The 23,967-nt window shown below is 71.9% G+C and carries 24 protein-coding genes; 11 read left to right on the top strand and 13 right to left on the bottom strand.

Annotation, left to right across the window (positions count from 1 at the left end):
* Positions 1-6 precede the first annotated feature (6 nt).
* The 4 genes from ACTOQ1_RS07145 (at position 7) to ACTOQ1_RS07130 (ending at position 3,411) form a co-directional block, all read left to right on the top strand.
* On the top strand, positions 7-468 hold the full coding sequence (locus ACTOQ1_RS07145) for an RDD family protein (protein ID WP_440065302.1): 462 nt from the start codon (positions 7-9) through the stop codon (positions 466-468).
* A 352-nt stretch (positions 469-820) separates the two neighbouring features.
* On the top strand, positions 821-1,867 hold the full coding sequence (locus ACTOQ1_RS07140; protein ID WP_440065300.1) for an RNA polymerase subunit sigma-70: 1,047 nt from the start codon (positions 821-823) through the stop codon (positions 1,865-1,867).
* A complete protein-coding gene (locus tag ACTOQ1_RS07135) occupies positions 1,864-2,163 on the top strand; it encodes a hypothetical protein (protein WP_440065299.1) in 300 nt (99 codons plus the stop codon). The genes ACTOQ1_RS07140 and ACTOQ1_RS07135 overlap by 4 nt, the downstream gene beginning before the upstream one ends.
* A 114-nt stretch (positions 2,164-2,277) precedes the next feature.
* Complete coding sequence (locus ACTOQ1_RS07130; protein WP_440065468.1) at positions 2,278-3,411, top strand: serine hydrolase domain-containing protein; 1,134 nt, start codon at positions 2,278-2,280, stop codon at positions 3,409-3,411.
* A gap of 76 nt (positions 3,412-3,487) precedes the next feature.
* On the opposite strand, the gene ACTOQ1_RS07125 is transcribed toward ACTOQ1_RS07130, so the two are convergent.
* From ACTOQ1_RS07125 to ACTOQ1_RS07085, 9 genes are all read right to left on the bottom strand, one after another.
* Positions 3,488-4,282 carry a class I SAM-dependent methyltransferase gene (locus tag ACTOQ1_RS07125; protein WP_440065298.1) on the bottom strand — a complete coding sequence of 265 codons (795 nt, stop codon included), beginning with the start codon at positions 4,280-4,282 and terminating at the stop codon, positions 3,488-3,490.
* Complete coding sequence (locus tag ACTOQ1_RS07120; protein WP_362874353.1) at positions 4,282-4,962, bottom strand: DUF4191 domain-containing protein; 681 nt, start codon at positions 4,960-4,962, stop codon at positions 4,282-4,284. The genes ACTOQ1_RS07125 and ACTOQ1_RS07120 overlap by 1 nt, the downstream gene beginning before the upstream one ends.
* Positions 4,963-5,224: 262 nt before the next feature.
* Positions 5,225-6,154: a lipoyl synthase gene (gene lipA / locus ACTOQ1_RS07115; protein WP_362874352.1), complete on the bottom strand. Its 930-nt coding sequence runs from the start codon at positions 6,152-6,154 to the stop codon at positions 5,225-5,227.
* Between the two features lie 166 nt (positions 6,155-6,320).
* Entirely contained in the window at positions 6,321-6,998 is a 678-nt protein-coding gene (gene lipB / locus ACTOQ1_RS07110) for a lipoyl(octanoyl) transferase LipB (protein ID WP_362676720.1), read from the bottom strand.
* A gap of 28 nt (positions 6,999-7,026) precedes the next feature.
* Positions 7,027-7,764: a Type 1 glutamine amidotransferase-like domain-containing protein gene (locus tag ACTOQ1_RS07105; protein WP_440065296.1), complete on the bottom strand. Its 738-nt coding sequence runs from the start codon at positions 7,762-7,764 to the stop codon at positions 7,027-7,029.
* Between the two features lie 49 nt (positions 7,765-7,813).
* Positions 7,814-8,710, bottom strand: coding sequence for a TIGR01777 family oxidoreductase (locus ACTOQ1_RS07100; RefSeq protein ID WP_440065295.1), 897 nt, complete (start codon positions 8,708-8,710; stop codon positions 7,814-7,816).
* Positions 8,711-8,916: 206 nt separating this feature from the next.
* Positions 8,917-10,419, bottom strand: a complete 1,503-nt coding sequence (sucB, locus tag ACTOQ1_RS07095; RefSeq protein ID WP_440065293.1) for a 2-oxoglutarate dehydrogenase, E2 component, dihydrolipoamide succinyltransferase — start codon at positions 10,417-10,419, stop codon at positions 8,917-8,919.
* Positions 10,420-10,456: 37 nt separating this feature from the next.
* Positions 10,457-11,836 (bottom strand): dihydrolipoyl dehydrogenase, encoded by a 1,380-nt coding sequence (gene lpdA / locus ACTOQ1_RS07090; protein WP_440065292.1) that lies wholly within the window; start codon positions 11,834-11,836, stop codon positions 10,457-10,459.
* A gap of 207 nt (positions 11,837-12,043) precedes the next feature.
* Positions 12,044-13,543 (bottom strand): leucyl aminopeptidase, encoded by a 1,500-nt coding sequence (locus ACTOQ1_RS07085; RefSeq protein ID WP_440065291.1) that lies wholly within the window; start codon positions 13,541-13,543, stop codon positions 12,044-12,046.
* A 138-nt stretch (positions 13,544-13,681) separates the two neighbouring features.
* Here ACTOQ1_RS07085 and ACTOQ1_RS07080 point away from each other — a divergent pair, with 138 nt between their 5' ends.
* The 3 genes from ACTOQ1_RS07080 to ACTOQ1_RS07070 all read left to right on the top strand — a co-directional run bounded on the left by ACTOQ1_RS07080 (position 13,682) and on the right by ACTOQ1_RS07070 (position 16,217).
* Complete coding sequence (locus ACTOQ1_RS07080) at positions 13,682-14,017, top strand: GntR family transcriptional regulator (RefSeq protein WP_344916610.1); 336 nt, start codon at positions 13,682-13,684, stop codon at positions 14,015-14,017.
* A gap of 38 nt (positions 14,018-14,055) precedes the next feature.
* On the top strand, positions 14,056-15,051 hold the full coding sequence (locus ACTOQ1_RS07075; RefSeq protein ID WP_440065290.1) for a DUF1648 domain-containing protein: 996 nt from the start codon (positions 14,056-14,058) through the stop codon (positions 15,049-15,051).
* Between the two features lie 245 nt (positions 15,052-15,296).
* Positions 15,297-16,217: a lysostaphin resistance A-like protein gene (locus ACTOQ1_RS07070; RefSeq protein WP_440065288.1), complete on the top strand. Its 921-nt coding sequence runs from the start codon at positions 15,297-15,299 to the stop codon at positions 16,215-16,217.
* A 233-nt stretch (positions 16,218-16,450) separates the two neighbouring features.
* Here the strand turns inward: ACTOQ1_RS07070 and ACTOQ1_RS07065 are convergent, their stop codons facing one another.
* Together ACTOQ1_RS07065 and ACTOQ1_RS07060 are read right to left on the bottom strand one after the other, a co-directional pair.
* Positions 16,451-17,401, bottom strand: a complete 951-nt coding sequence (locus ACTOQ1_RS07065) for an adenosylcobinamide-GDP ribazoletransferase (protein ID WP_440065287.1) — start codon at positions 17,399-17,401, stop codon at positions 16,451-16,453.
* 260 nt (positions 17,402-17,661) lie between these two features.
* Positions 17,662-18,936, bottom strand: a complete 1,275-nt coding sequence (locus tag ACTOQ1_RS07060) for a bifunctional adenosylcobinamide kinase/adenosylcobinamide-phosphate guanylyltransferase (protein ID WP_440065286.1) — start codon at positions 18,934-18,936, stop codon at positions 17,662-17,664.
* A 221-nt stretch (positions 18,937-19,157) separates the two neighbouring features.
* On the opposite strand from ACTOQ1_RS07060, the gene ACTOQ1_RS07055 reads away from it, so the two are divergent.
* Positions 19,158-19,364, top strand: coding sequence for a hypothetical protein (locus ACTOQ1_RS07055; RefSeq protein ID WP_362836278.1), 207 nt, complete (start codon positions 19,158-19,160; stop codon positions 19,362-19,364).
* A 135-nt stretch (positions 19,365-19,499) separates the two neighbouring features.
* Here ACTOQ1_RS07055 and ACTOQ1_RS07050 read toward each other — a convergent pair whose 3' ends face one another.
* Positions 19,500-20,501: an aldo/keto reductase family protein gene (locus ACTOQ1_RS07050; RefSeq protein ID WP_440065285.1), complete on the bottom strand. Its 1,002-nt coding sequence runs from the start codon at positions 20,499-20,501 to the stop codon at positions 19,500-19,502.
* A 55-nt stretch (positions 20,502-20,556) separates the two neighbouring features.
* On the opposite strand from ACTOQ1_RS07050, the gene ACTOQ1_RS07045 reads away from it, so the two are divergent.
* Positions 20,557-21,924 carry an SMI1/KNR4 family protein gene (locus ACTOQ1_RS07045; protein WP_440065283.1) on the top strand — a complete coding sequence of 456 codons (1,368 nt, stop codon included), beginning with the start codon at positions 20,557-20,559 and terminating at the stop codon, positions 21,922-21,924.
* 167 nt (positions 21,925-22,091) lie between these two features.
* On the opposite strand, the gene ACTOQ1_RS07040 is transcribed toward ACTOQ1_RS07045, so the two are convergent.
* On the bottom strand, positions 22,092-22,700 hold the full coding sequence (locus tag ACTOQ1_RS07040) for a DUF3043 domain-containing protein (RefSeq protein ID WP_440065281.1): 609 nt from the start codon (positions 22,698-22,700) through the stop codon (positions 22,092-22,094).
* A gap of 147 nt (positions 22,701-22,847) precedes the next feature.
* Here ACTOQ1_RS07040 and ACTOQ1_RS07035 point away from each other — a divergent pair, with 147 nt between their 5' ends.
* The gene (locus tag ACTOQ1_RS07035) at positions 22,848-23,684 is read left to right on the top strand and encodes a PspA/IM30 family protein (RefSeq protein WP_440065280.1); all 837 of its coding nucleotides are present in this window, start codon (positions 22,848-22,850) and stop codon (positions 23,682-23,684) included.
* The gene (gene pspAA, locus ACTOQ1_RS07030; protein ID WP_350947458.1) at positions 23,681-23,959 is read left to right on the top strand and encodes a PspA-associated protein PspAA; all 279 of its coding nucleotides are present in this window, start codon (positions 23,681-23,683) and stop codon (positions 23,957-23,959) included. Before ACTOQ1_RS07035 ends, pspAA begins: the two co-directional genes overlap by 4 nt.
* The last annotated feature ends 8 nt before the right edge of the window (positions 23,960-23,967 follow it).

The raw sequence follows: 23,967 nt of genomic DNA, 5'->3' as shown, positions 1-23,967 counted from the left end.
GGGGTCATGAGCAGCAAGCAGCCGCGTTGGACGCAGACCTGGCTCGGCGGCGTCAGGTCCGCCGGAGTCGATCTCGGCTACCCGGGGGAGCGGCTCGGGCTGCCCGCCGAGGGCAGCGGCTCGGTGGCCGGGTTCGGCCGCAGGATCGGCGCCATCGTGATCGACTGGCTGATCTGCACCTGGGCCATCACCCAGGGGCTCCTGCGGATCGACCCCACCGGGGCGCCCTGGGTGCCGGTCCTGGTCCTCGCCGCCGAATACCTCCTGCTGGTGGGCACCATGGGCATGACCTTCGGGATGCGCCTGCTCGGCGTGCGGGTCGCCGCGCTCGGTGGCGGCGCCCCCGGCTTCGTCGCCGTGCTGGTACGGACCTTCCTGCTCTGCCTGGCCGTGCCCGCCCTCGTCTGGGACCGCGACCAGCGCGGCCTGCACGACCGCGCGGCGAACACCGTGGTCGTACGCATCTGAGCCGGTCCCGCACCCGGCTTCCCGCTCCCACCTCCCCGGCGTTCGCTCCGCGCCCGCGCTTCCTCGTCCGTGCTCCGTGCTCGTGATCGCGTCCGCGCTTCCTCGTCCGTGCTCGCGCTCGTGATCGCGTCCGCACTACCCTCGCCCCGTGCCCGTGCTCGCCCCGCGCTCGCCCCGCGCTCGCCCCGTGCCCGTTTCGGCTGCCGGATCGCCGCCCGTTTCCGGGCTCGTGCCGGATCCCGCGGTCCGGGCGGGAGGGAATCGGGGCCGGCACCGATTCCTTTCCCGGCCGGTGGCCGTCATACCGGGGGCGGCCGCGCCGGGCGGGACGCCATAGGGGAGGTATGAGGTCGTGACCAGGGACGAGACAGGCCGGGAACCGGTGGAGGACGGCGAGGTCCTGGCCGCCGCGCTGGCGGGTGACGAGTCGGCGTTCGGCGCGCTCGCGGAGAGGTACCGGCGGGAGCTGCGGGTGCACTGCTACCGGATGCTCGGCTCGTTCGAGGAGTCGGAGGACATGGTGCAGGAGACGTTCCTGCGCGCCTGGCGCAAGCGGGAGAGCTTCCAGGGGCGTTCGACGTTCCGGGCCTGGCTGTACCGGATCGCGACCAACGCGTGCCTGGACTTCCTCGACCGCCACCCGCGCCGCCCGCGCCCGCGCGAGGCGCCGGTGCTGGCCACTCCCGGCGTGCCGTCGCCGTCGCCGACCGAGGTCTTCTGGCTGCGCCCCTACCCGGACCGGCTCCTGGAGCCGGTCGCGCCCGCCGGCGCCGAGCCGGACGCCGCCGTGGTCGCCAAGGAGACGATCGAACTGGCGTTCATGGCCGCCATCCAGCACCTGCCTCCCCGGCAACGGGTGGTGCTGATCCTGCGCGACGTCCTCGGCTGGTCGGCGCAGGAGACCGCCGCGCTGCTGGAGGTGAGCGTCGTCTCGGTGAAGAGCACCCTGCAGCGGGCACGGTCGACGATGCGGGAGAACCTGCCGGCGCGACGGCTGGAGTGGGCGCCGTCCTCGGATCCGACCGGCGAGGAGCGCGCGGTGCTGCAGCGCTACATCGACGCCGTCGAGCAGGCCGACCCCGCCGTCCTGGCCGGGGTGCTGCGCGCGGACGCGTGGCAGTCGATGCCACCGGCGCCGATCTGGATCCTGGGAGGGCCGGCGATCGTCGACGCGTGGCGTCCGGCGATGATCGGCCCCGAGGCGTGGGGCGACTGGCGGGTCCTGCCCACCCGCGCCAACCGGCAGCCCGCGGCGGCGGCGTACGTCAAACGTGCCGGCGAGTCCGAGTACCACGGCTCGTGGCTCGGGGTCCTGCGGGTCGAGGACGGGCTGGTCACCCAGATCACCACCTTCGGCGCCGAGCTCTTCCCGGCTTTCGATCTTCCCCAGACGCTGTGACGGGCGCCGGTGAGAACCCGGCGCCCTCGCCTCCCGAAGGGTTCGGGCCGTCGTTCGACGTGCGGAGGGTCGTGGTCGAGCCCGGCGGCTCGCGCGTCCACGACGAGGCCGAGTGGCGGGGGGCGATCGTCCTGCTGGAACGCGGGCGTATCGAGCTGGTCTGCTCCGACGGCGATCACCGGGCCTTCCGGCGCGGCGACGTGCTGTGGCTGGACGGGCTGCCGGTGCGAGCGCTGCGCAATCCCGGGCGGGAGCCCGCCGTCCTGCTCGCGATCTCCCGGCGATCCTCGCACTGATCTCCCGTTCCCGAGATCCGGCCCGATTTCCCGTCCCCGGACCGATTCCTTTCCCGGAGTCCGGCCGTCATACGGGTCACACACCTCATCGCGAAGGGAAAGACCGTGAACGATATGCAGAAGCGGGTCCAGGAAGCGGCCGACAAGCTGGTGGAGTCCGGGGCCGAGCGGGGCCTGCAGGTCGCCGCGTACCGGCACGGCGAGCAGGTGGTCGACGTCGTCGCGGGCGTCGCCGATCCGGCCACCGGGCGCCTCGTCACGCCGGACATGCCGTTCTGGAGCGCCTCGACCGGCAAGGGCGTCACCTCGACCGTGGCGCACGTGCTCGTGGAGCGGGGCGTCTTCGGCTACGACACGCCGATCGTCGAGCTGTGGCCGGAGTTCGGCGCCCACGGCAAGGAGCGCGCGACCGTGCGGCACGCCCTGACCCACTCGACGGGCGTGCCCGGCGTACCGGTGGACACCACCCCGGAGGACCTGTGCGACTGGGAGGGGATGTGCGCGGCGATCGCCGACGCCAGGCCCTGGTGGGAGCCGGGCACCAAGAGCGGCTACCACCCCCAGTCGTTCGGCTACATCGTCGGTGAGATCGTCCGCCGGGCCACCGGCACGCCGATCTCCCAGGTCCTGCGGGAGGAGGTCGCCGGGCCGCTGGGAGTGGCGGACGAGCTGTTCTTCGGCGTCCCCGAGTCCGAACTGGGCAGGCTGGCCCGCCTGGAGGACGCGCCGAGCGACTTCGAGATGCCCGAGGGGGTGTCCGCGGAGACGATGTTCGCGGACATCCCGTTCTTCAGGGTCGTGGACGGCTACACGGCGGCGCCGATGGCGGCGATGCCCGACGCCGCTTTCGGCAACCGCGCCGACGTGCTGACCTCCGACATCCCGGCGGGCGGCACCATGTCCGCCCGCGCCGTGGCCCGCATGTACGCCGCCCTGCTGGGCGAGGTGGACGGCGTCCGGCTCGTCTCGCCCGAACGGCTCCGCGAGATCACCGCGGCGGAGTTCGGCGGCGTGGACGAGGTCACCGCCTTCCCGGCCACCAGGTCCCTCGGGTACGCCCTCGGCGCCACCGGGACTCTCGACAGCCTCACCCTGTTCGGCATGGCGGGCAGCGGCGGATCGGCGGCGTACGCCGACACGGCCACCGGGATCACGGTCGCCGTGACCAAGAATCTCGTCTCCGCCGGGGATTTCACCACCTTCGAGGCCCTCGGCGGGCTCGTCCTGAACGCCGGTGGCGACCACTAGGGCGCGTCCGGCGTGAGCGGTCCACCCCGCCGGGCCACCCGGCGGGGTTCCGCGCGCCTTGCCGTGCGCGGGTCGTCTACCGCGCGCAGGTGAAGATCGCGGTGCCGGGCAGGTGGCGGCCGCGCAGCGGGCTCCAGCCGCCCCACTCGCGGTCGTGGCCCGGCGGCCACTCGGGCTCGGCCAGCCCTCGCAGCACCAGCCCCGACGCGGTGATGAGCCCGACCCAGTCGGCCATCGTGCGGTGGTGCTCGACGTAGGACGGCCGCCCGTCCTCGCCGATCTCCACGTACGCGGAACGGTCGAAGTAGGAGCGGTCGGAGGTCAGCCCGGCGGGGCCCGGGTCGTCGGGGAAGGCCCAGCGGACCGGGTGGCTCACCGAGAAGACCAGCAGGCCCCCCGGGCGCAGTACCCGGTGGATCTCGGCCAGGACGGCCCCGGCGTCGGCCACGAACGGCAGCGCGCCGTAGGCCGAGCAGGCCAGGTCGAACGTCCGGTCGGCGAAGGGCAGCGCCTCCGCGTCCGCCTGGACCACCGGCAACGCGGACCCGGCCTCCAGGTCGATCCGGCCGGAGTGCTGGAGCTGCCGGAAGGACAGGTCGAAGGCGGCCACCCTGGCGCCCTGCCCGGCCAGCCAGCGCCCGCACTGCCCGGCGCCGCAGCCGATCTCCAGCACGTCCCTGCCCGCGACGTCGCCCAGCAGGCGGGCGTCGGCCTCGTCCAGGCCCTCGGGGCCCCAGACGAACCCGGCGTCGCGCAGGAACTCCCCGTGCTCCGCCTGGTACTCGTCGGCGGCGCCGTCCCACCAGCCGCGGTTGGCCCGGGAGGTGGCCGCGGCGTCCACCCGGTGGCGGCCCACCCCGGCGAGGCTCATCAGCGCATCTTCGGACGCGGCATCTTCGCGCCGCGCGGCAGCGGGCCCTTGGGCATCGGCAGCGTCTGCGGGAGGGCCTTCAGCCGGTTGTTGATCTCGTACAGGGCGGGCTTCTTGAGGTTGCGGGGCAGCTTCATCAGATGCCGCTGCAGCTTCGCCAGCGGGACCTGCCCGTCGCCGTCGCCGGACTGGATGTCGTAGACGGGGACGTCCAGCGCGACCCGCTGGACGCGCTTCTTCTCGGCGACCAGCATCTTCTGCACGCGGCTGCCCGGCCCCTCGGAGACCAGGATGATGCCGGGGTAGCCGACCACGCGGTGCACGATGTCCTGGTCGCGGGTGACGGCGACGGCGGGGGTGACCTCCCAGTTGCCGCGCATGCCCTGCAGGATCGCGGCGGCTGCGCCGATCTGCCCGTGCAGCATGGAGTACTGGGCCCTCTGGGCGAGCTGGCCGAACACCACCAGCCCGACGGTCAGGGCCAGCATGATCCCGATGAAGAGGAGATACCAGAACCAGCCCGTGACCAGGCCGATCACCACGCACAGCGCGAGCGTGCCCAGCGCCGAGGCGTAGACGATCGGCATCCCCTTGGGGTTGGCCTCCTTGATGATCTTCGCGATCATGCGGAGCTGCTTGATGCGCCCCGGGCGCTCTGAGTCTTCGGGCTTCTTGGCCATGTTCTGAAGGATACAAATCCAGGGCTCAAGAAGTGAAAACGTGACCTGCCGAGTGCCGGTTCCGGCGCGGGGAGCCGCCGGGTGCCCGTGACCGTACGCGTTCGCCGGCGCCGGGCGGCCCCGCCGTCCCCTTTCCCGTTTCCCGGGTGGAGGGGGCTCGCGGACCGGCCACGCCGGATGGGAGCCGAGGGCGGAAAACCGGAAGGACCCCGCTCGGGAGCGGGGTCCTTCCGGTTTCACGCGGGGCTCGGGGAGCCGGGGCTCAGGCGTGCTGGCGAGCCTCGACGGCCTGCTTGTACAGGCGGCCCGCCCGGTAGGAGGAGCGGACCAGCGGCCCGGAGAGGACTCCGGCGAAACCGATGGCCTCCGCCTCCTTCTGCAGCTCCACGAACTCCTCGGGCTTCACCCAGCGCTCGACGGGATGGTGGCGCGGGGTGGGCCGCAGGTACTGGGTCACGGTGAGCAGGTCGCACCCGGCCTCGTGCAGGTCGCGCATGGCCTGGACGATCTCCTCGCGCTCCTCGCCCATGCCGAGGATCAGGTTGGACTTGGTCACCAGACCGGCCTGGCGGGCCTTGGTGATCACTCCCAGGGACCGGTCGTAGCGGAACGCGGGCCGGATGCGCTTGAAGATCCGCGGCACGGTCTCGATGTTGTGCGCGAACACCTCGGGCCTGGAGGAGAACACCTCCTCCAGCTGGGCCTGGTCGCCGTTGAAGTCGGGCACCAGCAGCTCGACGCCGCACCCGGGCAGGAGCGCGTGGATCTGCCGCGCGGTCTCGGCGTACAGCCACGCGCCGCCGTCAGGCAGGTCGTCGCGGGCGACACCGGTCACGGTCGCGTAGTTGAGTCCCATCTGCCGCACCGAGTCGGCCACGCGGCGCGGCTCGTCGGTGTCGTACGCCTTGGGCTTGCCGGTGTCGATCTGGCAGAAGTCACACCGCCGGGTGCACTGGTCGCCACCGATGAGGAAGGTGGCCTCGCGGTCCTCCCAGCACTCGGAGATGTTGGGACACCCGGCCTCCTGGCAGACGGTGTGCAGCCCCTCGCGTTTGACCAGCGCCCGGAGCTCGGTATGGTTCGGGCCCGCCCTGAACTTGGTCTTGATCCAGTCGGGCTTCTTCTCGATGGGGGTCTCGGCGTTGCGGACCTCGAGGCGGAGGAGCTTCCGCCCTTCGGGGGCGACGGTCATGCGAGCTCCTTCGTCGGTCGAGGGACCGAGGTGGTGCACATCGAGGTGCGGTAAATATCGTCACGCTCGCTCACCTCACCAGCTTATGTCCCGCCGCGGGTCGCGGCGGACCCGGGTCGCGGTGGGTGAGGAGGCGGGGAGAACGGCCCTGAGGGCGGTGCCGGGGTCAGCGCCTGAACAGGTCTTCCTCGGGCAGCTCGAAGGCCTGCGCGCCGAGCGCCTCCGCCAGGTGCTTCTCGGCGTACGGCAGGACCTCGTCGACCACGATCCGGCGGCCGGTCTCGGCCGACAGCGAGGAGACCCCGGCGTCGCTGATGCCACACGGGACGATCCGGTTGTACCAGCTCGGGTCGTTGGAGCAGTTGAGCGCGAACCCGTGCATCGTGACGCCGCCCGAGACCCGGATGCCGATCGCGCCGACCTTGCGGTCCGGCAGGCCGTGCGAGGGGTCTCCGGCCACCCAGACGCCGCCGCGCCCCTCCACCCGGCCCGCCTGGACCCCGAAGTCGGCGCAGACGTGCACCAGGGTCTCCTCCAGGAGCCTCACGTAGGCGTTCACGTCGAGCGGGCCGCCGAGCCGCACGATCGGGTAGCCGACCAGCTGGCCGGGACCGTGCCAGGTGATCCGGCCGCCCCGGTCGACCTCGACGACCGGGGTGCCGTCGGAGGGCCTCTCGTGCGGTGCGGTGCGCCTGCCCGCCGTGTAGACCGGCGCGTGTTCGAGCATCAGGCAGGTGTCGGGAATCTCCTCGGCCACCCGGCGCGCGTGGATGCGCCGCTGAAGATCCCATGCCTGCTCGTAGGGGAAGTCAACGCCAAGACGGACGATTGCCAGGTCACTCACGCCTCAAGAGTAGTTGACCCGTTCGTGGTTAAGACGTGAGAAGCCGAGGCTCGATGCGGAACTCCTTGGCCCCGCCCGCCCCGTCGTGCTCGACCTTGTAGGCGTAGGCGTCCGGGTGCACGCTGACGGCCTGGATGAACTCGGTGCCCACGTAGTGCAGGGCGACGCCCTCGTCGGCGGCGTAGCCCTCCGGCAGCTCGCCCGAGGCCACCGCCTCGTGCAGCAGCCGGCGGCGCTGCGGGTCGGAGTTGTAGTGGACGCCGCAGGAGTAGGGCAGCATGCCCAGGCCGTCGGACCAGACCCGCAACGTCGGCCCGAAGGAGTCGGTGTTGCCGCCCACGTGCCAGCAGAGCGCCCCGGCGCTCTGGCCCGCCAGCACCACGCCCGCCCGCCACGCCTCCTCGAAGATCTCGTCGAGGCCGTGCAGCCGCCACAGGGCCGCCAGGTTGGCCACGCTGCCGCCGCTGACGTAGATGATGTCCTGGCTGAGCGCCCACTCGCGCGGGTCCTCGACGTTGGTCATCGGGAACACGGTCAGGTGGCTGACCTCGACGTCCCACGCGCCGAAGGCGCCGTACATCTTCAGCAGCCACTCCGCGTCGTCGCCGGTGGCGGTGGCGAGCAGGCCCAGGCGGGGCCGGTCCTGGCCGGTGAGGTCGAGGGCGTACCTGAGCAGCGGGCTCGCCTCCATGATCCCCTGACGCGTGGACGCGCGGAACGAGCCGCCTCCGATCGCGAGGATGTGCGACTGCCCGGGGCTGCCCATGTCTGTCTCCCAAGTGATCTCATCGGCCAGAACGCCGAAAACAGGGATTTTAGAGTACGGCGGCCAGTGCCTCGTTGAGACGCGTATGCCGGAACGCGTAACCGCTGTCGAGCAGGCGCCGCGGGAGCACCCGCTGGCCGGTCAGCACCCCCTCCTCGGCGAACTCCCCGAGGACCGTGCGCAGCACGAAGCCCGGCACGGCCAGCGGCATCGTGGGCCGGTGCAGCGCCGCTCCGAGCGCCTTGGTGAACTCGGCGTTGGTGACCGGCTCGGGGGCCGTCAGATTCACCGGGCCCGAGATTTCAGGATTTTTCAGGATGTGTTGTACGGCGAGCACCCAGTCGTCGATGGAGATCCACGACCAGTACTGCCGCCCCGACCCCAGCGGGGCGCCCAGCCCGACCTTGAAGAGGGGCAGGATCTGCGACAGCATGCCGCCCCGCCCGCTCAGCACCAGGCCGGTACGGAGCGTCACCACCCGGATGCCCGCCTCCTCGGCGGGCGCCGTCTCCGCCTCCCACGGCACCACCACATCCTGCGCGAGGAACCCGGAACCGGCCGGGGCCGTCTCGTCCACCGCCACGTCCCCGGTGTCGCCGTAGAAGCCGATCGCCGAGCCGGACAGCAGCACCGCGGGCTTCGCCGCCAGACCCGCGAGCGCGCCCGCCAGGGTCCTGGTCCCCTCGACCCGGCTGGCGACCACCTCGCGCTTGTGCTCCTCGCTCCAGCGCCGGTCGCCGATGCCCGCGCCGGCGAGATGGATCACCGCCTCCGCGCCCTCCAGCGCCTCCCGGTCGACGACCCCCTTCGCCGGGTTCCAGAAGGCCTCGTCGTCGCCCTTCGGCACCCGCCTGACCAAACGGACCACCCTGGCGCCGTCGTCCCGCAGAGCCTTGACCAGAGCCGATCCCAGCAGGCCCGAGGACCCGGTCACTGTGATCTTCATGTCGTCCAATGTAATCGACCTCCCCCCGGATCTTCGGAAACCGGGCGCCCACCGGATTCGCGTCACCGCCGAGGGCTCTCGGAGGGCTAGCGGGCCCCCTCAACCCCTGAGGACCGGTGGGACGCGGAAGCCGCCCGCGCCCGGGGGAGAACGAGCCGGGCCGGCCCGCGAGATCGCGGACCGGCCCGGTGGGAGAGAACGGGTGACTAGCCGTTCAGGCCCAGCTGGTTCTCGAAACGGCCCTCCTCGAGACGACGCTTGATCGTCGTCAGGAAGCGGGCGGCGTCGGCGCCGTCGACCAGGCGGTGGTCGTAGCTGAGCGCCAGGTACATCATCGAGCGGACGGCGATGACCTCGCCCTCGGGGGTGTCCAGGACCACCGGGCGCTTGACGACGGCGCCGGTGCCCAGCATGCCGACCTGCGGCTGGTTGAGGATCGGCGTGTCGAACAGCGCGCCGCGGCTGCCGGTGTTGGTCAGCGTGAACGTGCCGCCGGTGATCTCGTCCGGGCTCACCTTGTTGGTGCGGGTGCGCTCGGCGAGGTCGGCGATCTTACGGGCCAGCCCGGCGATGTTGAGGTCGCCGGCGTCCTTGATCACCGGGACGAGCAGGCCGCGCTCGGTGTCCGTCGCGAAACCGAGGTGCTCGGTGTCGAAGTACGTGACCTCGTTGGTCTCGCTGTTGATCGTGGCGTTCAGCTTCGGGTGCTGCTTGAGCGCCTCGATCGTGGCGAGGGCGAAGAACGGCGTGAACGTGAGCTTGACGCCCTCGCGACGCTGGAACTCGGCCTTCGCCTGGTCGCGCAGCCGCGCGATCTTGGTGACGTCGACCTCGACCACGCTGGTGAGCTGGGCAGAGACCTGCAGCGACTCGACCATGCGCTTGGCGATGGTCTGGCGCAGCCGCGACATCTTCTCGGTGCGCCCGCGCAGCGTGGTGTCCACCACGACCGGCTCGGGGGCCTGCGGGGCGGACGCCTGGGCCGGAGCCTGGGCGGCCTGCGGAGCCTGGGCCTGGGGGGCCTGGGGGGCCTGGGCCGCGGCGGCACGCTCGCGCTGGTCGCGGGCGGCCTCCAGCACGTCCTGCTTGCGGATGCGCCCGCCGACGCCGGTGCCGGTCAGCGCGTCGAGGTCCACGCCGTGCTCGCCGGCGAGCTTGCGCACCAGCGGGGTGACGTACGGGCTGTCGCCCGAGGGCTGCGCGACGGGCTCGGACGCCGAGATCGGGGACGGCGGCGCGGAGGGGGAGGGCTGGACGGTCTGCGGAGCCTGGGCCTGGGGGGCCTGCTGCTGCGGGGCCGGAGCCTGCTGCGCCGGGGCGGGAGCCTGCTGCGCGGGCGCCGGGGCCTGGGCCTGCGGAGCGGGCTGCGGGATCGAGGAGGCCGGCTGCGCCTGCTGCTGCGGAGCGGGCTCGGGCTCCGGCTCCGGCTCGGGGGCCTTCTCCTGCGCCGGGGCGGCGGCGCCCTCGGTGCCGTTCTCGTCGATGACGGCGAGCTCGGCGCCGACCTCGACGGTCTCGTCCTCGGCCACCACGATCTTCGTGAGGATGCCCGCCGCGGGGGAGGGGATCTCGGTGTCGACCTTGTCGGTGGAGACTTCGAGAAGCGGCTCGTCGGCCTCGACGCGCTCGCCCTCCTTCTTCAGCCAACGGGTGACGGTGCCCTCCGTGACGCTCTCACCGAGCTGGGGCATCTGTACGGACTTCGGCATGGGTTGTCTTCTCTCGCGTTCCGAGTGAGGGCTTGCGTTAGTTGTGGACGTGGAGCGGCTTGCCGGCCAGCGCCAGCATCGCCTCGCCGACGGCCTCGGACTGGGTGGGGTGCGCGTGGATGAGCTGCGCGACCTCGGAGGGCAGGGCCTCCCAGTTGTAGATCAGCTGACCCTCGGTCACCAGCTCGCCGATGCGGCGGCCGACCATGTGGACCCCGAGCACCGGGCCGTCCTTCGCCGAGATGATCTTGACGGCGCCCTGCGTCTGCAGGATCTGGCTCTTGGGGTTGCCCGCGAGGTCGTAGGTCAGCTCGACGATCTCGTGGCCGCGCTCCCTGGCCTGGGCGGAGGTGATGCCCACCGAGGCGACCTCGGGGTCGGAGTAGGTGATCCTGGGCACGCCGTCGTAGTCGATCGGCATGGGGTTCAGACCGGCGATGTGCTCGGCCACCAGGATGCCCTCGGCGAAGCCCGCGTGCGCGAGCTGCAGGGTCGGGATGAGGTCACCGACCGCGTACACGCCGGGCACGCTGGTCTGGCAGAACTCGTTCACCGTGACGGTGCCGCGCTCGATCGCGATGCCCGCCTCCTCGAAACCCATGCCCGCGGAGACCGCGCCGCGGCCGACCGCGACGAGCAGCAGCTCGGCGTCGAGGGTCTTGCCGTTGGCCAGGCTGACGACCACGCCGGTGTCGGTGGTCTTGACGCCCTCGAAGAAGACGCCCAGCTCCTGCTTGATGCCGCGGCGGCGGAAGGAGCGCTCCAGCAGCTTGGAGCTGGACTCCTCCTCCAGGGGCAGCAGGTGCGGCAGGGCCTCGACGATCGTCACCTCGGCGCCGAAGGAGCGCCAGACGCTGGCGAACTCCACGCCGATGACGCCGCCGCCCAGGACGACCACCGAGGTGGGCACCCGGTCGAGCTTGAGCGCGTGCTCGCTGGTGATGACCCGCTCGCCGTCGATCTCCAGGCCCGGAAGGGACCTGGGCGCGGAGCCGGTCGCCAGCACGATGTTGCGGCCCTCGTAGACCTCGGAGCCCACCGACACCCGGTTCGGGCCCGCGAGACGGCCCTCACCCTCGATGATCGTGATGCCCTTGCTCTTGAGAAGGCCCTGCACACCCTTCCAGGCGCGAGTGACGATCTTGTCCTTGAACGCGTGGACCGCGGGCACGTCGATGCCCTCGAAGCGGGCCTTGACGCCGTAGGTCGCGCTCTCCCGCGTCTCGTCGGCGACCTCCGCGGAGTGCAGAAGCGCCTTGGTGGGAATGCACCCGCGGTGCAGGCACGTACCGCCGATCTTGTCCTTCTCGATCAGCGCGACCGTCTTGCCCAGCTCGGCCGCCCGCAGAGCGCAGGCATACCCACCGCTACCGCCACCTAGGACGACGATGTCGTAGGGGCCGCTGCCATCAGCCACAGGAAAGCTCCTTGTCGGATCGGAATACCGTCTTCACGGTCGCGCCCCTCGTCGTGCCCTGGACGGCCGCGCGGATCCTCGATCGCATCCACGCCGCCTCCGAACCCGGCTCGGCGCCGTGCCGGTGCCCGCCCTTGGCCTGACCCCGGCAACCGCATCTTTTCATTTGTCTGGGTTGCTTGTGACCCGCTTGCGCGGCGACGACGGTTACCGCGCGGGCTCGCCCGCGTGGCGCTCGGCGAGGCCGACGAGCGTCCGGGTGATCGCCCCGGTGCCGCCCTTCGGCGTGTAGCCGTGGGCCTCGCCCTTGTTGAAGGCGGGACCAGCCATGTCAATGTGTGCCCAACGGACCCCGTCCGGTACGAATTCCCGCAGGAAGATGGCCGCCGTCAGCATCCCGCCGAAACGCTCGGGGTGCAGGTTGGCGATGTCGGCCACCGGGGAGTCGAGCCCCTTGCGGAGCTCGTCGGGCAGGGGCATCGGCCACGCGGCCTCGCCCTGCTCGCCCGCCGTGGCGACGATCTCCGCGCGGAGGTCGTCGTCGTTGCCCATCACGCCCGCCGTCCGCCAGCCCAGCGCGACGATCTGCGCGCCGGTGAGCGTGGCGACGTCGACGATCACGTCGGGGTCGTCCTGCCCGGCGCGGGCGATGCCGTCGATCAGGACCAGGCGGCCCTCGGCGTCGGTGTCGAGCACCTCGACGGTCTTGCCCGCGAAGCTGGTGAACACGTCGGAGGGGCGCTGCGCGGTGCCGCTCGGCATGTTCTCGGCCAGGCAGAGGTAGCCGACCGCGTTGACCTTCAGGCCCAGCCTGGCGATCGCCAGGAGCGCGCCGAAGACCGCGCCGGCACCGCCCATGTCCGACTTCATCCAGTCCATCGAGGCCGTCGGCTTGAGCGACAGGCCGCCGGAGTCGAAGGTGATGCCCTTGCCGACGTACGCGAGCTTCTTGGTGGCCTCGGGGTGGCTGTAGGAGAGGCGGACCAGCCGGGGCGGGTTGGCCGACCCCTGGCCGACGGCGACGATGCCGCCGTAGCCGCCCTCCTTGAGCGCCTTCTCGTCCAGGACCTCCACCGACAGGCCGGCCTCGGCGCCCATCTGCTCGGCGATCTCGGCGAAGCGGGCCGGCCACAGGTCCGACGGCGGGGTGTTGACCAGGTCGCGAACCAGCGAGACCGACTCGGCCAGCGTGGTGGCGCGCTCGATCGCGGCCTGGGCGCCCTCGGCGTCGCTCAGCACGGCCAGCTCGCCCACCGGGGAGCTCTGCTCTCCCACGGTGCGGTACCTGGTGAACGAGTAGGCGCCGAGAAGGCCGCCCAGGGCGGCGGCGCCGGCGTGCTCCGCGCTCGCGGCGGGCAGGGCGAGCGCCACCCGGCCGGTGCCGGCCAGGGCGCGGACCGCGGTGCCCGCGGCGCGGCGCAGGACCTCGGCGTCGTAGCCGTCGCCGGGGGCGTCGCCGAGGCCGACGACGACCAGCAGGGGCGCGGTCAGTGAGCCGAAGGTGGGGATCTTGGAGATCTCGCCCGGCTTACCCTTGGCGCCCACGCTCTCGAGCGTGGCGGCGAGTCTGCCGCCGAGCGCCCGGTCGAGGCCTTCGGCCCCGGGAGCGGGGAGCAGGCCGTCCGGTCCGGTGTGGACGCCGACGACCAGCGCGTCGGTATCGAACGAGACAGCGTTGTCAGTTGGGGTAAGCCGCACAGTGGTCACGTAGGCCGATGCTAGTCGGGCTGGCGCAGTACGCATAAACGAGGGTTCGTCCTACGAATCCTGCCGCCCGATGGTGCTATTCACAGTGGCACCATTCGAGGGTTTGGTGCTAATGTCGCTAGCACTATGTTGCTCACCTTGGATCTGAACGACCCCCGGCCGCTGCACGAGCAGGTCGCCGAGGCGATCAGACGTGCCGTCGCCGAGGGTTCGTACGCTCCGGGAGACCGGCTCCCGCCGGCTCGCGACCTGGCCGCCGCGCTGGGCATCAACGCCAACACGGTGTTGCGCGCCCTGCGGGACCTGCGCGACGAGGGGGTGCTGGAGTTCCGCCGGGGCCGTGGCGTGAGCGTGCTCAGCCGCCCGAACCCGCGCAGCGTCATCGAGGAGAAGCTGCGCTCCCTGCTCGACGAGGCGGTCCAGTACGGCTACCGCCACGACGACGTCATCGAGCTCATCAGGGAACTGTCGTGACCGGGCCGGGAGCCCGGTCCTTGGAAGGGGTGACCGACATGGGCCTGCGAGCCCGATTCCTGTCCATCGCCGCCGGCTGGGTCGCACTGGTGACCGCCGCACTGATCGCCGCGCCGCTGGCGCTGCGGGACCGGCTGCCCGATCCGATCGCCACGCACTGGGGGCCGTCCGGCGCCCCTGACGGCTCGATGCCGTTCACCGTCTCGCTGCTGTTCCAGGCGGGCCTGTGGGCGCTGCTCGCGGGCGGGCCCCTGGGGTTCGCGCTCGTCAACACCGCGATGTTCAGGCGCAGGGCGAGCCGCATGGCGATCGGCGCCCTACTGGGCGGTGTCGGCCTGTTCTTCCCGGGGTTGCAGGCGGTCACGCTGGTGGCCAACCTCGACGCGCCCGGCTGGGAGCGGGCCGCCGACCTGGGGTGGGGGGCGCTGCTCGCGGTCGCGGGATTGGTGCTGGGCGGCTGGCTCGGCGCCCTCGCCGCCCGCCCAGGGCCCGACGACCGTCCCGAGCCGTCCGCCGTCCCCACGCGGCGGCTCCCGCTCCGCCAGGGCCAGCGCGCGGTGTGGGTCTCCTCGGTGAGCAGCGGCCCGCTCACCGCGCTCGGCGGCTCCGTCCTGGCCGCGGGCCTCGGGCTCGCCGTGCTCGCCCTGATCGGCGGCGACGACGCGCTGTGGATCCCCGCGACGATCACGTTCCTGGCGGGCCTGCTGGCGCTGACCTTCGGCTCGGTGCGGGTGCAGGTCACAGAGGAGGGCGTCGTGCTCTTCTACGGGCCGTTCCGCCTGCCCCGCAAGCACATCCCGATCGAGCGGGTGGAGCGGGCCTGGTCGGAGGAGCGGTTCCCGTCCAACGTCGGAGGCTGGGGGATCAGGGGCCTGCCCGGGGCCGTGACGGTCATGATCCGCGGCGGGGAGTGCCTGGTGGTGGACTACGTCTCCGGTGGCCGCTTCGCCGTCTCGATCGACGACGCCGAGAGCGGGGCCGCCCTGCTGAACACCTTCGTGGACCGGGCGTCCACCGGGCCGGCCGCCCGCTGACCTCCGCCCGCCGCCTTTTTGCCCCGTGTCCTCCGTCCCCTGTCCTCCGTCCCCTGTCCCCATGTCCTCCGCCCGCTGACCTCTGTCCCCGCCCGCTGCACCCCGTTCCCGCCCGTCCCTCCGCTCCATCCTTCCCCCGCCCAGCCCCTTCCCCCTCGCGGCGTCCGGCCCTCCCGTGGCCGTCTCCGCCGCCTTCCACTCCTTTCCTTCCGTCCGTCCGCGTCCAAGCGCCTGAAGGCGGTTTCATGCTTCGTCGGTTCCCTGACCTGTGGTTGTTCCTGCTCGTCGCGTTCGGCCTGTCCTGGTTGTTCGCCCTCCCCATCTGGCTGACGGACGCGTCGAGCAGCACGCCCGTGTTCCTGGCGATGGGGGTGGCGATAATGTTCACCCCGACGCTCGGGGTCCTCGCCGTCCGGCTGCGCGGCAGGCGGCTCGGAGACGTCGCCACCGGCCGCGAGTGGGCCGTGCGAACCGGCCTGTCGGCGGGCGGGAGCCGGGGCCGCACGCTCGCACTGGTCGCGCTGGCCTGGTTCGGCATCCCCGTGCTGGTCGTCGTCGCGACCGCGCTCAGCGCCGCCCTCGGCCTGCTCTCCGTCGACCTGCGAGAGTTCAGCCTGTTCCGCGAGAACCTGGCGGCCGCGGCGGGCGGGCCGCCTCCGATGGAGGCCGGAGTCCTGATGGCCGTGCAGGTCGCGTCGATGGTTCTGATCGCCCCGGTGATCAACTCGGTCGCGGCCTTCGGCGAGGAGTGGGGGTGGCGAGGCTGGCTGCTGCCGCGCCTGATGCCACTCGGCACCTGGCGGGCGCTCCTGGTGTCCGGGGTGATCTGGGGGCTCTGGCACTTCCCGCTCACCCTGCGCGGATACAACTACCCCGAGCTCGGGGCGTGGGCCGCGCCGATGTTCATCGTCTTCTGCGTGGCCTTCGGAGCCCTGCTCGGCTGGCTCCGCCTCTATTCGGGAAGCGTCTGGCCCGCGGTCGTCGGGCACGGATCGCTGAACGCCTCCGCGGGCCTGATGTTGCTCGTCGGTGACGCGGCCGACCCGCCGGTGTTCGCCGTCGCGGGGATCACCGGCCTGGTCGGTTCGGCGCTGCTGGCCGTGGTCTCGGCGCTGCTGTTCAAATACCGTCCGGTCGAGAGATCGGTCCCAGCCGCCGTGGCGTGAGAACCGGGCGGGAGAGGGCCCCGGGCCTCTTCGTTCGCCCGGCACCCAGCGGACGTGGGCGAACGAAGCGGAGAGGTCGCCCTCTGCGTAAACGAGGAACGAGGCGTCGAACCGGCATGGACGAGGAAGGAGACGTCGACCACTTCGGGCCGGGCGGGGGAAGACGGTCAGTGTGCGACGGGAGCGGGCGGGGCGAAAGCACCCGCACGCTTCGGTCCAGGCAGGGGAGACGGTCAGTTCGCGAGGATCGTGCAGGCCAGCAGGGTCGTCGCGGTGGCGATCTCGACGAGCGCGCCGAGTACGTCGCCGGTGACGCCGCCGAGCCGCCGCACGGCCCTGCGCCGTACGGTCCAGGCCGCCAGCAGTCCCACGAGCATGGCCAGGGGAAGACCAAAGGGGGCGAGGAACGGCCCCAGGCCCGGAGACCCCACACCGGTGATGTCCACCTCGGAGTAGGGCATTTCCGCGTAGGCCCAATAGCCCCATCCGCCAGAGGACTCGGACGGGGAGCCGGAAGACCCCAGGGCGAAGGCACCTATGCCGTGGAGGTGGACCAGCGCCGTCGTTCCCGCGAGCACCAGCGCGGTCACGGCCACCGCGACGCTCCGCCGTACGGTGCCCGCGACCATCGCGCCGAGCCCGTCGGGGCGTGCCGGGGGAACGCCCGCGCGGCAGGCCCAGGTGAGGGCGAGCCGTCCGGCCGCGCAGGCCGCGACCAGGGTGATCGCGCCCGCGCCGGCACCGGCACGGGTGACGGCCTCCTGCAGGGCCGTCACCTGGACCAGCAGGACGAGGACCAGCGTCACCACGCCGAAGGGGCCGATGTCCGACCGCTTCATGATCTCCAGCGCCCGCTCGGCGGGTTTCCCGCTGCCCAGCCCGTCGGCGAGGTCGGCCAGCCCGTCCAGGTGCAGTCCCCGGGTGAGCAGCGCCACGATCGCCACGGCCAGCACCGACGCCGGAAGCGGTGTCGTCCCCAGCCACAGGGAGATCACCAGCACCAGCCCGCCTATGGCCCCGATCACCGCTCCCACCAGCGGCGCCACCGTCATCGCGATCCCCCCTGCCCGGCGGTCGACCACTCCTGGACGGACCGGGAAGACGCTCAGCGTGCCGATCGCGAGACGCACCCCGTCGGCGAACGTGGACGGGCCGTCCTTGGGCGGGGGCGAGGAGTCGGACATGACTGATGATCGTAGCCTTCGGTCTCTCCGGCGCCGTGCCCGCGCACGTCCACCAGGTCCGGTGGCGTGCCGTCCCGGGGACGGCCTCGGCCGGAGCCGTGCTGGAAGCCCGGTGAGGGCTGCCGGCCACGGCATCAGGAAGGCCGGACAGGCAGGAGAGCCGGAAAAGCGGGGGTTGCCACGGGGAGGGAGCGGGTGGGGGAGATCAGAGGGAGGGGACCACGGGACAGAGCGGAGGGGGAAGGCCAGACGGGGGGGCATCAGACGGGGAGCGGGAGGAGACGGCCGGAGACGACGAGGGCGACGTCTTCCGACTCCAGGGCGAGGCGCTGGTTCAGCCGGCCGAGGGCGTCCCGGAACATCCGGCCGGCGGCGGTGCCGGGCACCACGCCGAGCCCGACCTCGTCGGAGACCGCCACGACCCGGGCCCGGGTCTGCCTCCAGGCCGCCACCAGGTCGTCGCACCGGGCCGCGACCGCGTTCCCGCCGTTCCCGCCGCCCCTGCCGTCCTCGCGGGTGGAGCCGTCGCCGCCCGGCCAGGCGTCGCACTCGTCGAAGACGGCGGCCACCCAGGTACCGAGCCCGTCGATCAGCAGCGGGACGTCGGCGGACCGCAGCAGCCCGGCCAGGTCGGTGGTCTCGATGGTCCTCCAGTGCGCGGGCCTGCGGTCGCGGTGCGCCCTGACCCGGCGCAGCCACTCGGGATCGCCGGCGCCGGACGGGCCTGTCGCGACGTAGAGCACCTCGGGCTCCGCCGCCAGCCGCAGTTCGGCCTCCGCCGACTTGCCCGACCGGCTCCCCCCGAGCAGCAGGGTCCTCCTGGGCGGGGGAACCGGAGCGGGCGGAGGCTCGCCGGTGTCGACGATCGTGCCGTCCGGTACGACGCGCACGCCCCACAGCGCGGCCCGCCTGTTCAGTTCCGCCTCCGTGGGGACCCGGTGGTCGACACCGACGGCCACCACGTGCGTCCGCTCACCGACCAGGCCCCGCCGGCGCAGGTCCCCAAGCCGTTCCGGCCGGTCCAGCACGTCCAGCAGCACCAGGTCCAACGCCTCTCCCACGCCACCGGCGTCCCCCTCCCGTACGCCCCGCTCATCGCGTGGAGGCCCGCCGCGTGGAGATTCACCGGGCGGAGACTCGCCGTACGGGGGAGAGAGGGGTGAGGAAGCAGTGGCGTGGAGGACGCGCCGGCCGCCGGGGGTGGTGACGGTGAGGCCGTCGGGGCCGGCCGAGGTGTGGTAGCCGGGCGGAAGCGGGCCGGCCGGCGGCAGCCGCGCGAGACCGCCGGGCGCCGTCGGGCCGTCGAGTGTTCCCGAACCGCCGGGCGTCACTGAACCGCCGGGCGTCACCGAACCGTCGAGGGGCACCGAGACACCGGGACCGTCGAGCGGCAGGGAGCCGCCGGATGCCACCGGGACGTCGAGTATCACGGAGACGGGGCGGCGGCCCGGCGTGACACGGGCGCAGGAGGCGCACCCGCAGTCCGGAGCCGGCCATCCGCCGGCGCTCGCCGTGCCGGAGATCAAGATCTTCACGCCCGCTCTCCTGCCGGGTTGAGGAGCCGGTCGAGAGGCCGCGCGCCTCCGTCTCCTGGCGGACGCTGACGATCCCCGCGGCGTACCGGGGGTGCCGGGAACGTCCCGGCGGCGGAGCACGAGGTCATGATCTCGCCTTCATGCCCGGGAGTGCCCGGGAGAGGTAGTGTTCGCTGAGCCGCCGAGGGGCACCGGCAGGACCCGCGAGAAGGAGCTATGGCATGACGTGGCGCTGGCGTTACGAAAACGCGAATGGTGGCGAGGTGGTCGAGGGTGTTTCGCCGTCCGACACGTTCCCGAGCCAGGCGGATGCCGAGTCGTGGCTCGGTGAAAGCTGGCGTGAGCTGCTTGAGTCCGGAGTCGAGAAGGTCACCCTGCTCGAAGGCGAGCGCGTCGAGTACGAGGGGATGTCACTGCGCCCGGAGTGAACCCGGATGAATGGAGAACCCCTCGGACCCTCGCTGAAGATGAGGAACCGAGGGGTTCTTTCCCGTTCCGGGCCCGCGCACGGACGCGAGAGGCCCGGCGAACGCCTCCGGCGTTCACCGGGACCGGTCACCGCGCTACGGACGCCGCTCGGGGCTCACGGTCTTGGCGGGGTCGCGCTCGACGATCGGGCCGAGGATGTCGTCGATCTTCTTCAGCACCTCGGACTCCAGCTTCACCCCGGAGGCCTTGACGTTGTCGCGCACCTGCTCGGGCCTGCTGGCCCCCACGATGGCGGAGGACACGTTGGGGTTCTGCAGCACCCAGGCCACCGCGAGCTGGGCCATGGTCAGGCCGAGGTCGGCGGCGACCGGCTCCAGCTGCTGAACGCGGGTGAGCACGTCGTCGTTGAGCATCCGGGCGATGAAGTTCTTCCCTCCGGAGTCGTCGGTGGCCCGGGAACCGGCGGGAGGCGGCTGCCCCGGCCGGTACTTACCGGTGAGCACGCCCTGGGCGATGGGGGAGAAGACGACCTGGCCGACGCCCTCCTTCTCGCTCAGCGGCACGACCTCGGCCTCGATGACCCGCCACAGCATGGAGTACTGGGGCTGGTTGGAGACCAGGCGGTCGAAGCCCATCTCGTCGGCGATCTTCAGTGCCCGGCCGATCTGGTCGGCGGTCCACTCGCTGACACCGATGTAGAGGACCTTGCCCTGGCGGACGAGATCGTCGAAGGTCTTGAGGGTCTCCTCGAGCGGCGTCTCGTTGTCGAAGCGGTGTGCCTGGTACAGGTCGACGTAGTCGGTCTGCAGGCGGCGCAGCGAGCCGTGCAGTGACTCGGTGATGTGCTTGCGCGACAGCCCCCGGTCGTTGGGGCCGGGTCCGGTCGGCCAGTAGACCTTGGTGAAGATCTCCAGGGACTCGCGGCGAACCCCCGCGAGAGCGCGGCCGAGAACCTCCTCCGCCTTGGTGCCCGCGTACACGTCGGCGGTGTCGAAGGTGGTGATCCCCTCGTCGAGGGCCGCTCGCACGCATTGCCTGGCGGCGTCCTCCTCTACCTGGGAACCGTGTGTGATCCAGTTGCCGTAGCTGATCTCACTGACCATGAGACCGCTGCGGCCAAGGTGGCGGAATTCCATGGTCCGACATTAGTAGGCACCGTATTTCGGAATGATTCGGGATACCCTGCCGGGCGTGTCGCGGTTGATCACTTCTCGGAGGGTAAGGTTCGCGCTCGCCGCGGCGGCGCTGGCGGCCGTCGTCGTGGCGGTCGCCCGCCTGTGGCGCCGGGCGGAGGAACGCCGGGCCGCCTCCCCGATCGAGAGATCCGGGATCGCCTCCCCGGCCGGGGAACCGGGCTCGGGAGCCGGGCGCGCGCCGCGATGGCCCCCCGCTCCCATCCTCGGCACCCCCACGGACGAGGACCTCAGGCGGTACGCCAGGCCCCCCTCCGCCGTCCGGACCGCCGTCGAGCGGATGTTCGAGCGGGGGCCGCGGACGCCGCGAGAGCCGCTGGACGGGGCCACCCGGGGCCGCCTGGTCCGCTGGGGTGCCGTGGGGGTCGGGCTGTGCCTGCTCGCCTTCGGCACGCAGGCGCTGGAGAGCGCGGTCTTCTCGAACGGGACGGAGACGGTCGAGGCGACCGGTTTCCGGAACTCGCCCGGCGCGGACGACATGTGCGAGCTTCCGCGATCGAGCGGCCCGGCGGACTCGGCGGCGCGCCCCACGGGCGAGGTGGAGCCGACGAGGAATCTGATCGCCGTCGTGTGCCGGAAGGGCGAGTGTTCGGGGGACTCGTGCCGCGAAGTGCCCGAGGCGCCCGAGGCGCCCGAGGTGCAGGAGCTCTTCGAGGCCGCCGGGGAAGGGCCGGATCCCGTCCGGCCGTACGAGACCCCGGTCCCGTACGAGACCGCCGAGACCCCCGTGGTCGTTCCCGACGCCGACTGCCGTCCGCGGGCGCGGGCCGCGCGAGTGCGGGCGGTCGATCCGAGGGTGACCCGGGCGGTGAACCGCCAGTGGCGCCGCATCGAGAGGTGGCTGGAGGCCAACGCCCCCGCGAGCCTTCGCACGCTGGGCAAGCCCGCCAGAGCCCGTACGATCGCCGTCGCCGAGGCGCAGATGGGCCTGCGCTTCCCCGATGATCTACGTGCCTCCCTGCTGCGCCACGACGGGGCCTCCGCCGTGGCCGACACCTGGCCGTTCGGGTTCCTCGGCAAATGGAACCAGGGGGTCCGCGAGATCCGTGACACCTGGCGGCGGCTGTGCGAGATAGACGGCGAGGTCAGGGGCGGAGCCGACGGGCGGACGGAGTGGTGGGACGGGCGGATGATCCCGTTCGGCGCCGACGGGAGCGGCGACCACCTGGTGATCGACTCCGTGGTGCGCGACGTCGGCGACACCGATCACGAGGGCATGATGGATTTCCTGCCCGGCGGCGTTCCGATCAGGTCGTACTACCGCCTGCTGCGGGCGACGGCGCACGCCTTGGAGACCGGCGGGTCCATCGGTTTCTGGAAACCGGTGGTCACCGGCGGCGAGCTGGACTGGAACGTCGTCGAGTGACCGTCATGGATGAGTGACCGTCGTCCAGGATGACGCTCGTCCGGCTAGCGAGTGGGGTTCGCCGGCGGGGACGCGAAGAACCCCGCCCCCTCGTGGAGGGGACGGGGTCCGGGAACGCGCTCGGCGGTGCCTCCCGGGCGCCGCTGTCTCCGTGGCCGGCTCCGCCGTCAGTTCTTCGGCGGGACGGGCCTGCCGCCGGGCAGCACGGTGGGCGGCGGGAAGCGCAGCTTGCGGATCTGCAGCGCCCGCATGGCGGCGTAGAAGCCGACACCCTTGAGGTTCTCGTTGGGGAACTTCTCGGCGGTCAGCTTCTTCACCTTCCAGGACACCCAGATCGAGGTGAGGAGCACGCCGACCATCATGAGCGGCCAGCCGACCGTGATCACCGCGACGTAGACGTACCCGCGGATGTCAGCGGGGAAGGGGATCCAGGTGAGGAGCAGGATGAGGAGGGAGAACGGCAGGAAGTACTGGCTGGCGAGACGGCGGGAGTCGACCCAGTCACGCGCGAACTTCCTGGCGGGCCCCTTGTCCCGGGCGGGGAAGTAACGCTCGTCGCCGCGCAGCATGCCCTCGCGCGCCTTGACGCGTTCGCTGGCCTGGCGTTCGCGGAGGTTCTTGTAGGCCTCTTTGCGGTTCTGGGGGGCGTTCACCGGCTGCCGGCGACGGCCTTCGGCGTCCCGTCGCTTGGGTGTGGGACGCCCCTTGCCCGCAGGCTTAGGATCGTTGGCGGAGGCGGGGGAGTCGTCCGCGGTGGTCTGGGTACGTCGGAACACAACGTCAGCCTACCGGGAGTGCAACTTAGTGACGCCCCCGCGCGTTATGCGTAGGGTGAACCCTATGGTGGCTCCGGTGCTTTTCGGGGGGCTGGACTCACTTGGGGTGACCCGAAGCGCACTTGAAGAAGGGGACGGCCGACGCGCATGAGCGTGATGAAGAGACTTTCGCTGATCTTCAGGTCCAAGGCGAACAACGCGTTGGACAAGATGGAAGATCCTCGCGAGACCCTGGACTACTCATATCAGCGCCAGCTGGAGTTGCTGCAGAAGGTGCGCCGGGGTGTGGCGGACGTCGCCACCTCGCGCAAGCGCGTGGAGCTTCAGATCAACCAGATCGAGGCGCAGTCGCGCAAGCTTGAGGAGCAGGGCCGCAAGGCGCTCGGAGTCGGCCGCGAGGACCTGGCCCGTGAGGCGCTGACCCGCCGTGGCAGCCTGCAGACCCAGATCGCCGACCTGCGCGTGCAGCACGACAACCTGCAGGCCGAGGAGGAGAAGCTCACCACGGCCTCCCACCGGCTGCAGGCCAAGGTCGACTCCTTCCGTACGAGGAAGGAGACGATCAAGGCGACCTACACCGCCGCCGAGGCGCAGACGCGGATCAACGAGGCCTTCTCCGGCATCTCCGAGGAGATGGGCGACGTCGGCCTGGCGATCCAGCGCGCCGAGGACAAGACCGCCTCCATGCAGGCCCGCGCGGGTGCCATCGACGAGCTGCTGGCCAGCGGCGCGCTCGACGACTTCAGCGGCCAGCGAGGCGACGACATCCAGGCCGAGCTCGACCGCATGGGCGGCGGGCACGACGTGGAGCTGGAGATCGCGCGGATGAAGGCCGAGCTCGGCCAGGGCCCCGCGCCGCAGGGCGCGATCACGCCCGGCCCGGCCCAGCCCCACCAGCAGCCCCAGCCCCAGCAGCCGCCTCAGCAGCAGCAGCCGCAGTCCAACCAGACGCAGCAGCTGCGCCAGCCGGGGGAGGGCCTGTGATCGTCCGCATCATGGGGGAGGGGCAGATCGACATCGCCCCCGCAGACCTCGACGTGCTGAACGCGCTGGACGCCGAGCTGGAGGCCGCCATCGAGGCCGGCGAGGAGGAGGCCTTCCGGGTGCGGCTGCACGCCCTGCTCGACAAGGTCCGTCACGTCGGCAAGGCGCTGCCCGACGACAGCCTGGAGTCCTCGGAGCTGATTTTGCCTCCGGCCGACGCATCCATGGACGAAGTGCGGGAGATGCTCGGCAATGAAGGGCTGATTCCCGGCTAGCTTGGGCA

Origin of the sequence: Streptosporangium sp. OZ121, from assembly GCF_051918885.1 — a bacterium.
Classification (GTDB): Bacteria; Actinomycetota; Actinomycetes; order Streptosporangiales; family Streptosporangiaceae; genus Streptosporangium.
Note: the sequence above shows the minus strand (reverse complement) of the source record. Positions and strands in the feature narration are given on the sequence as shown.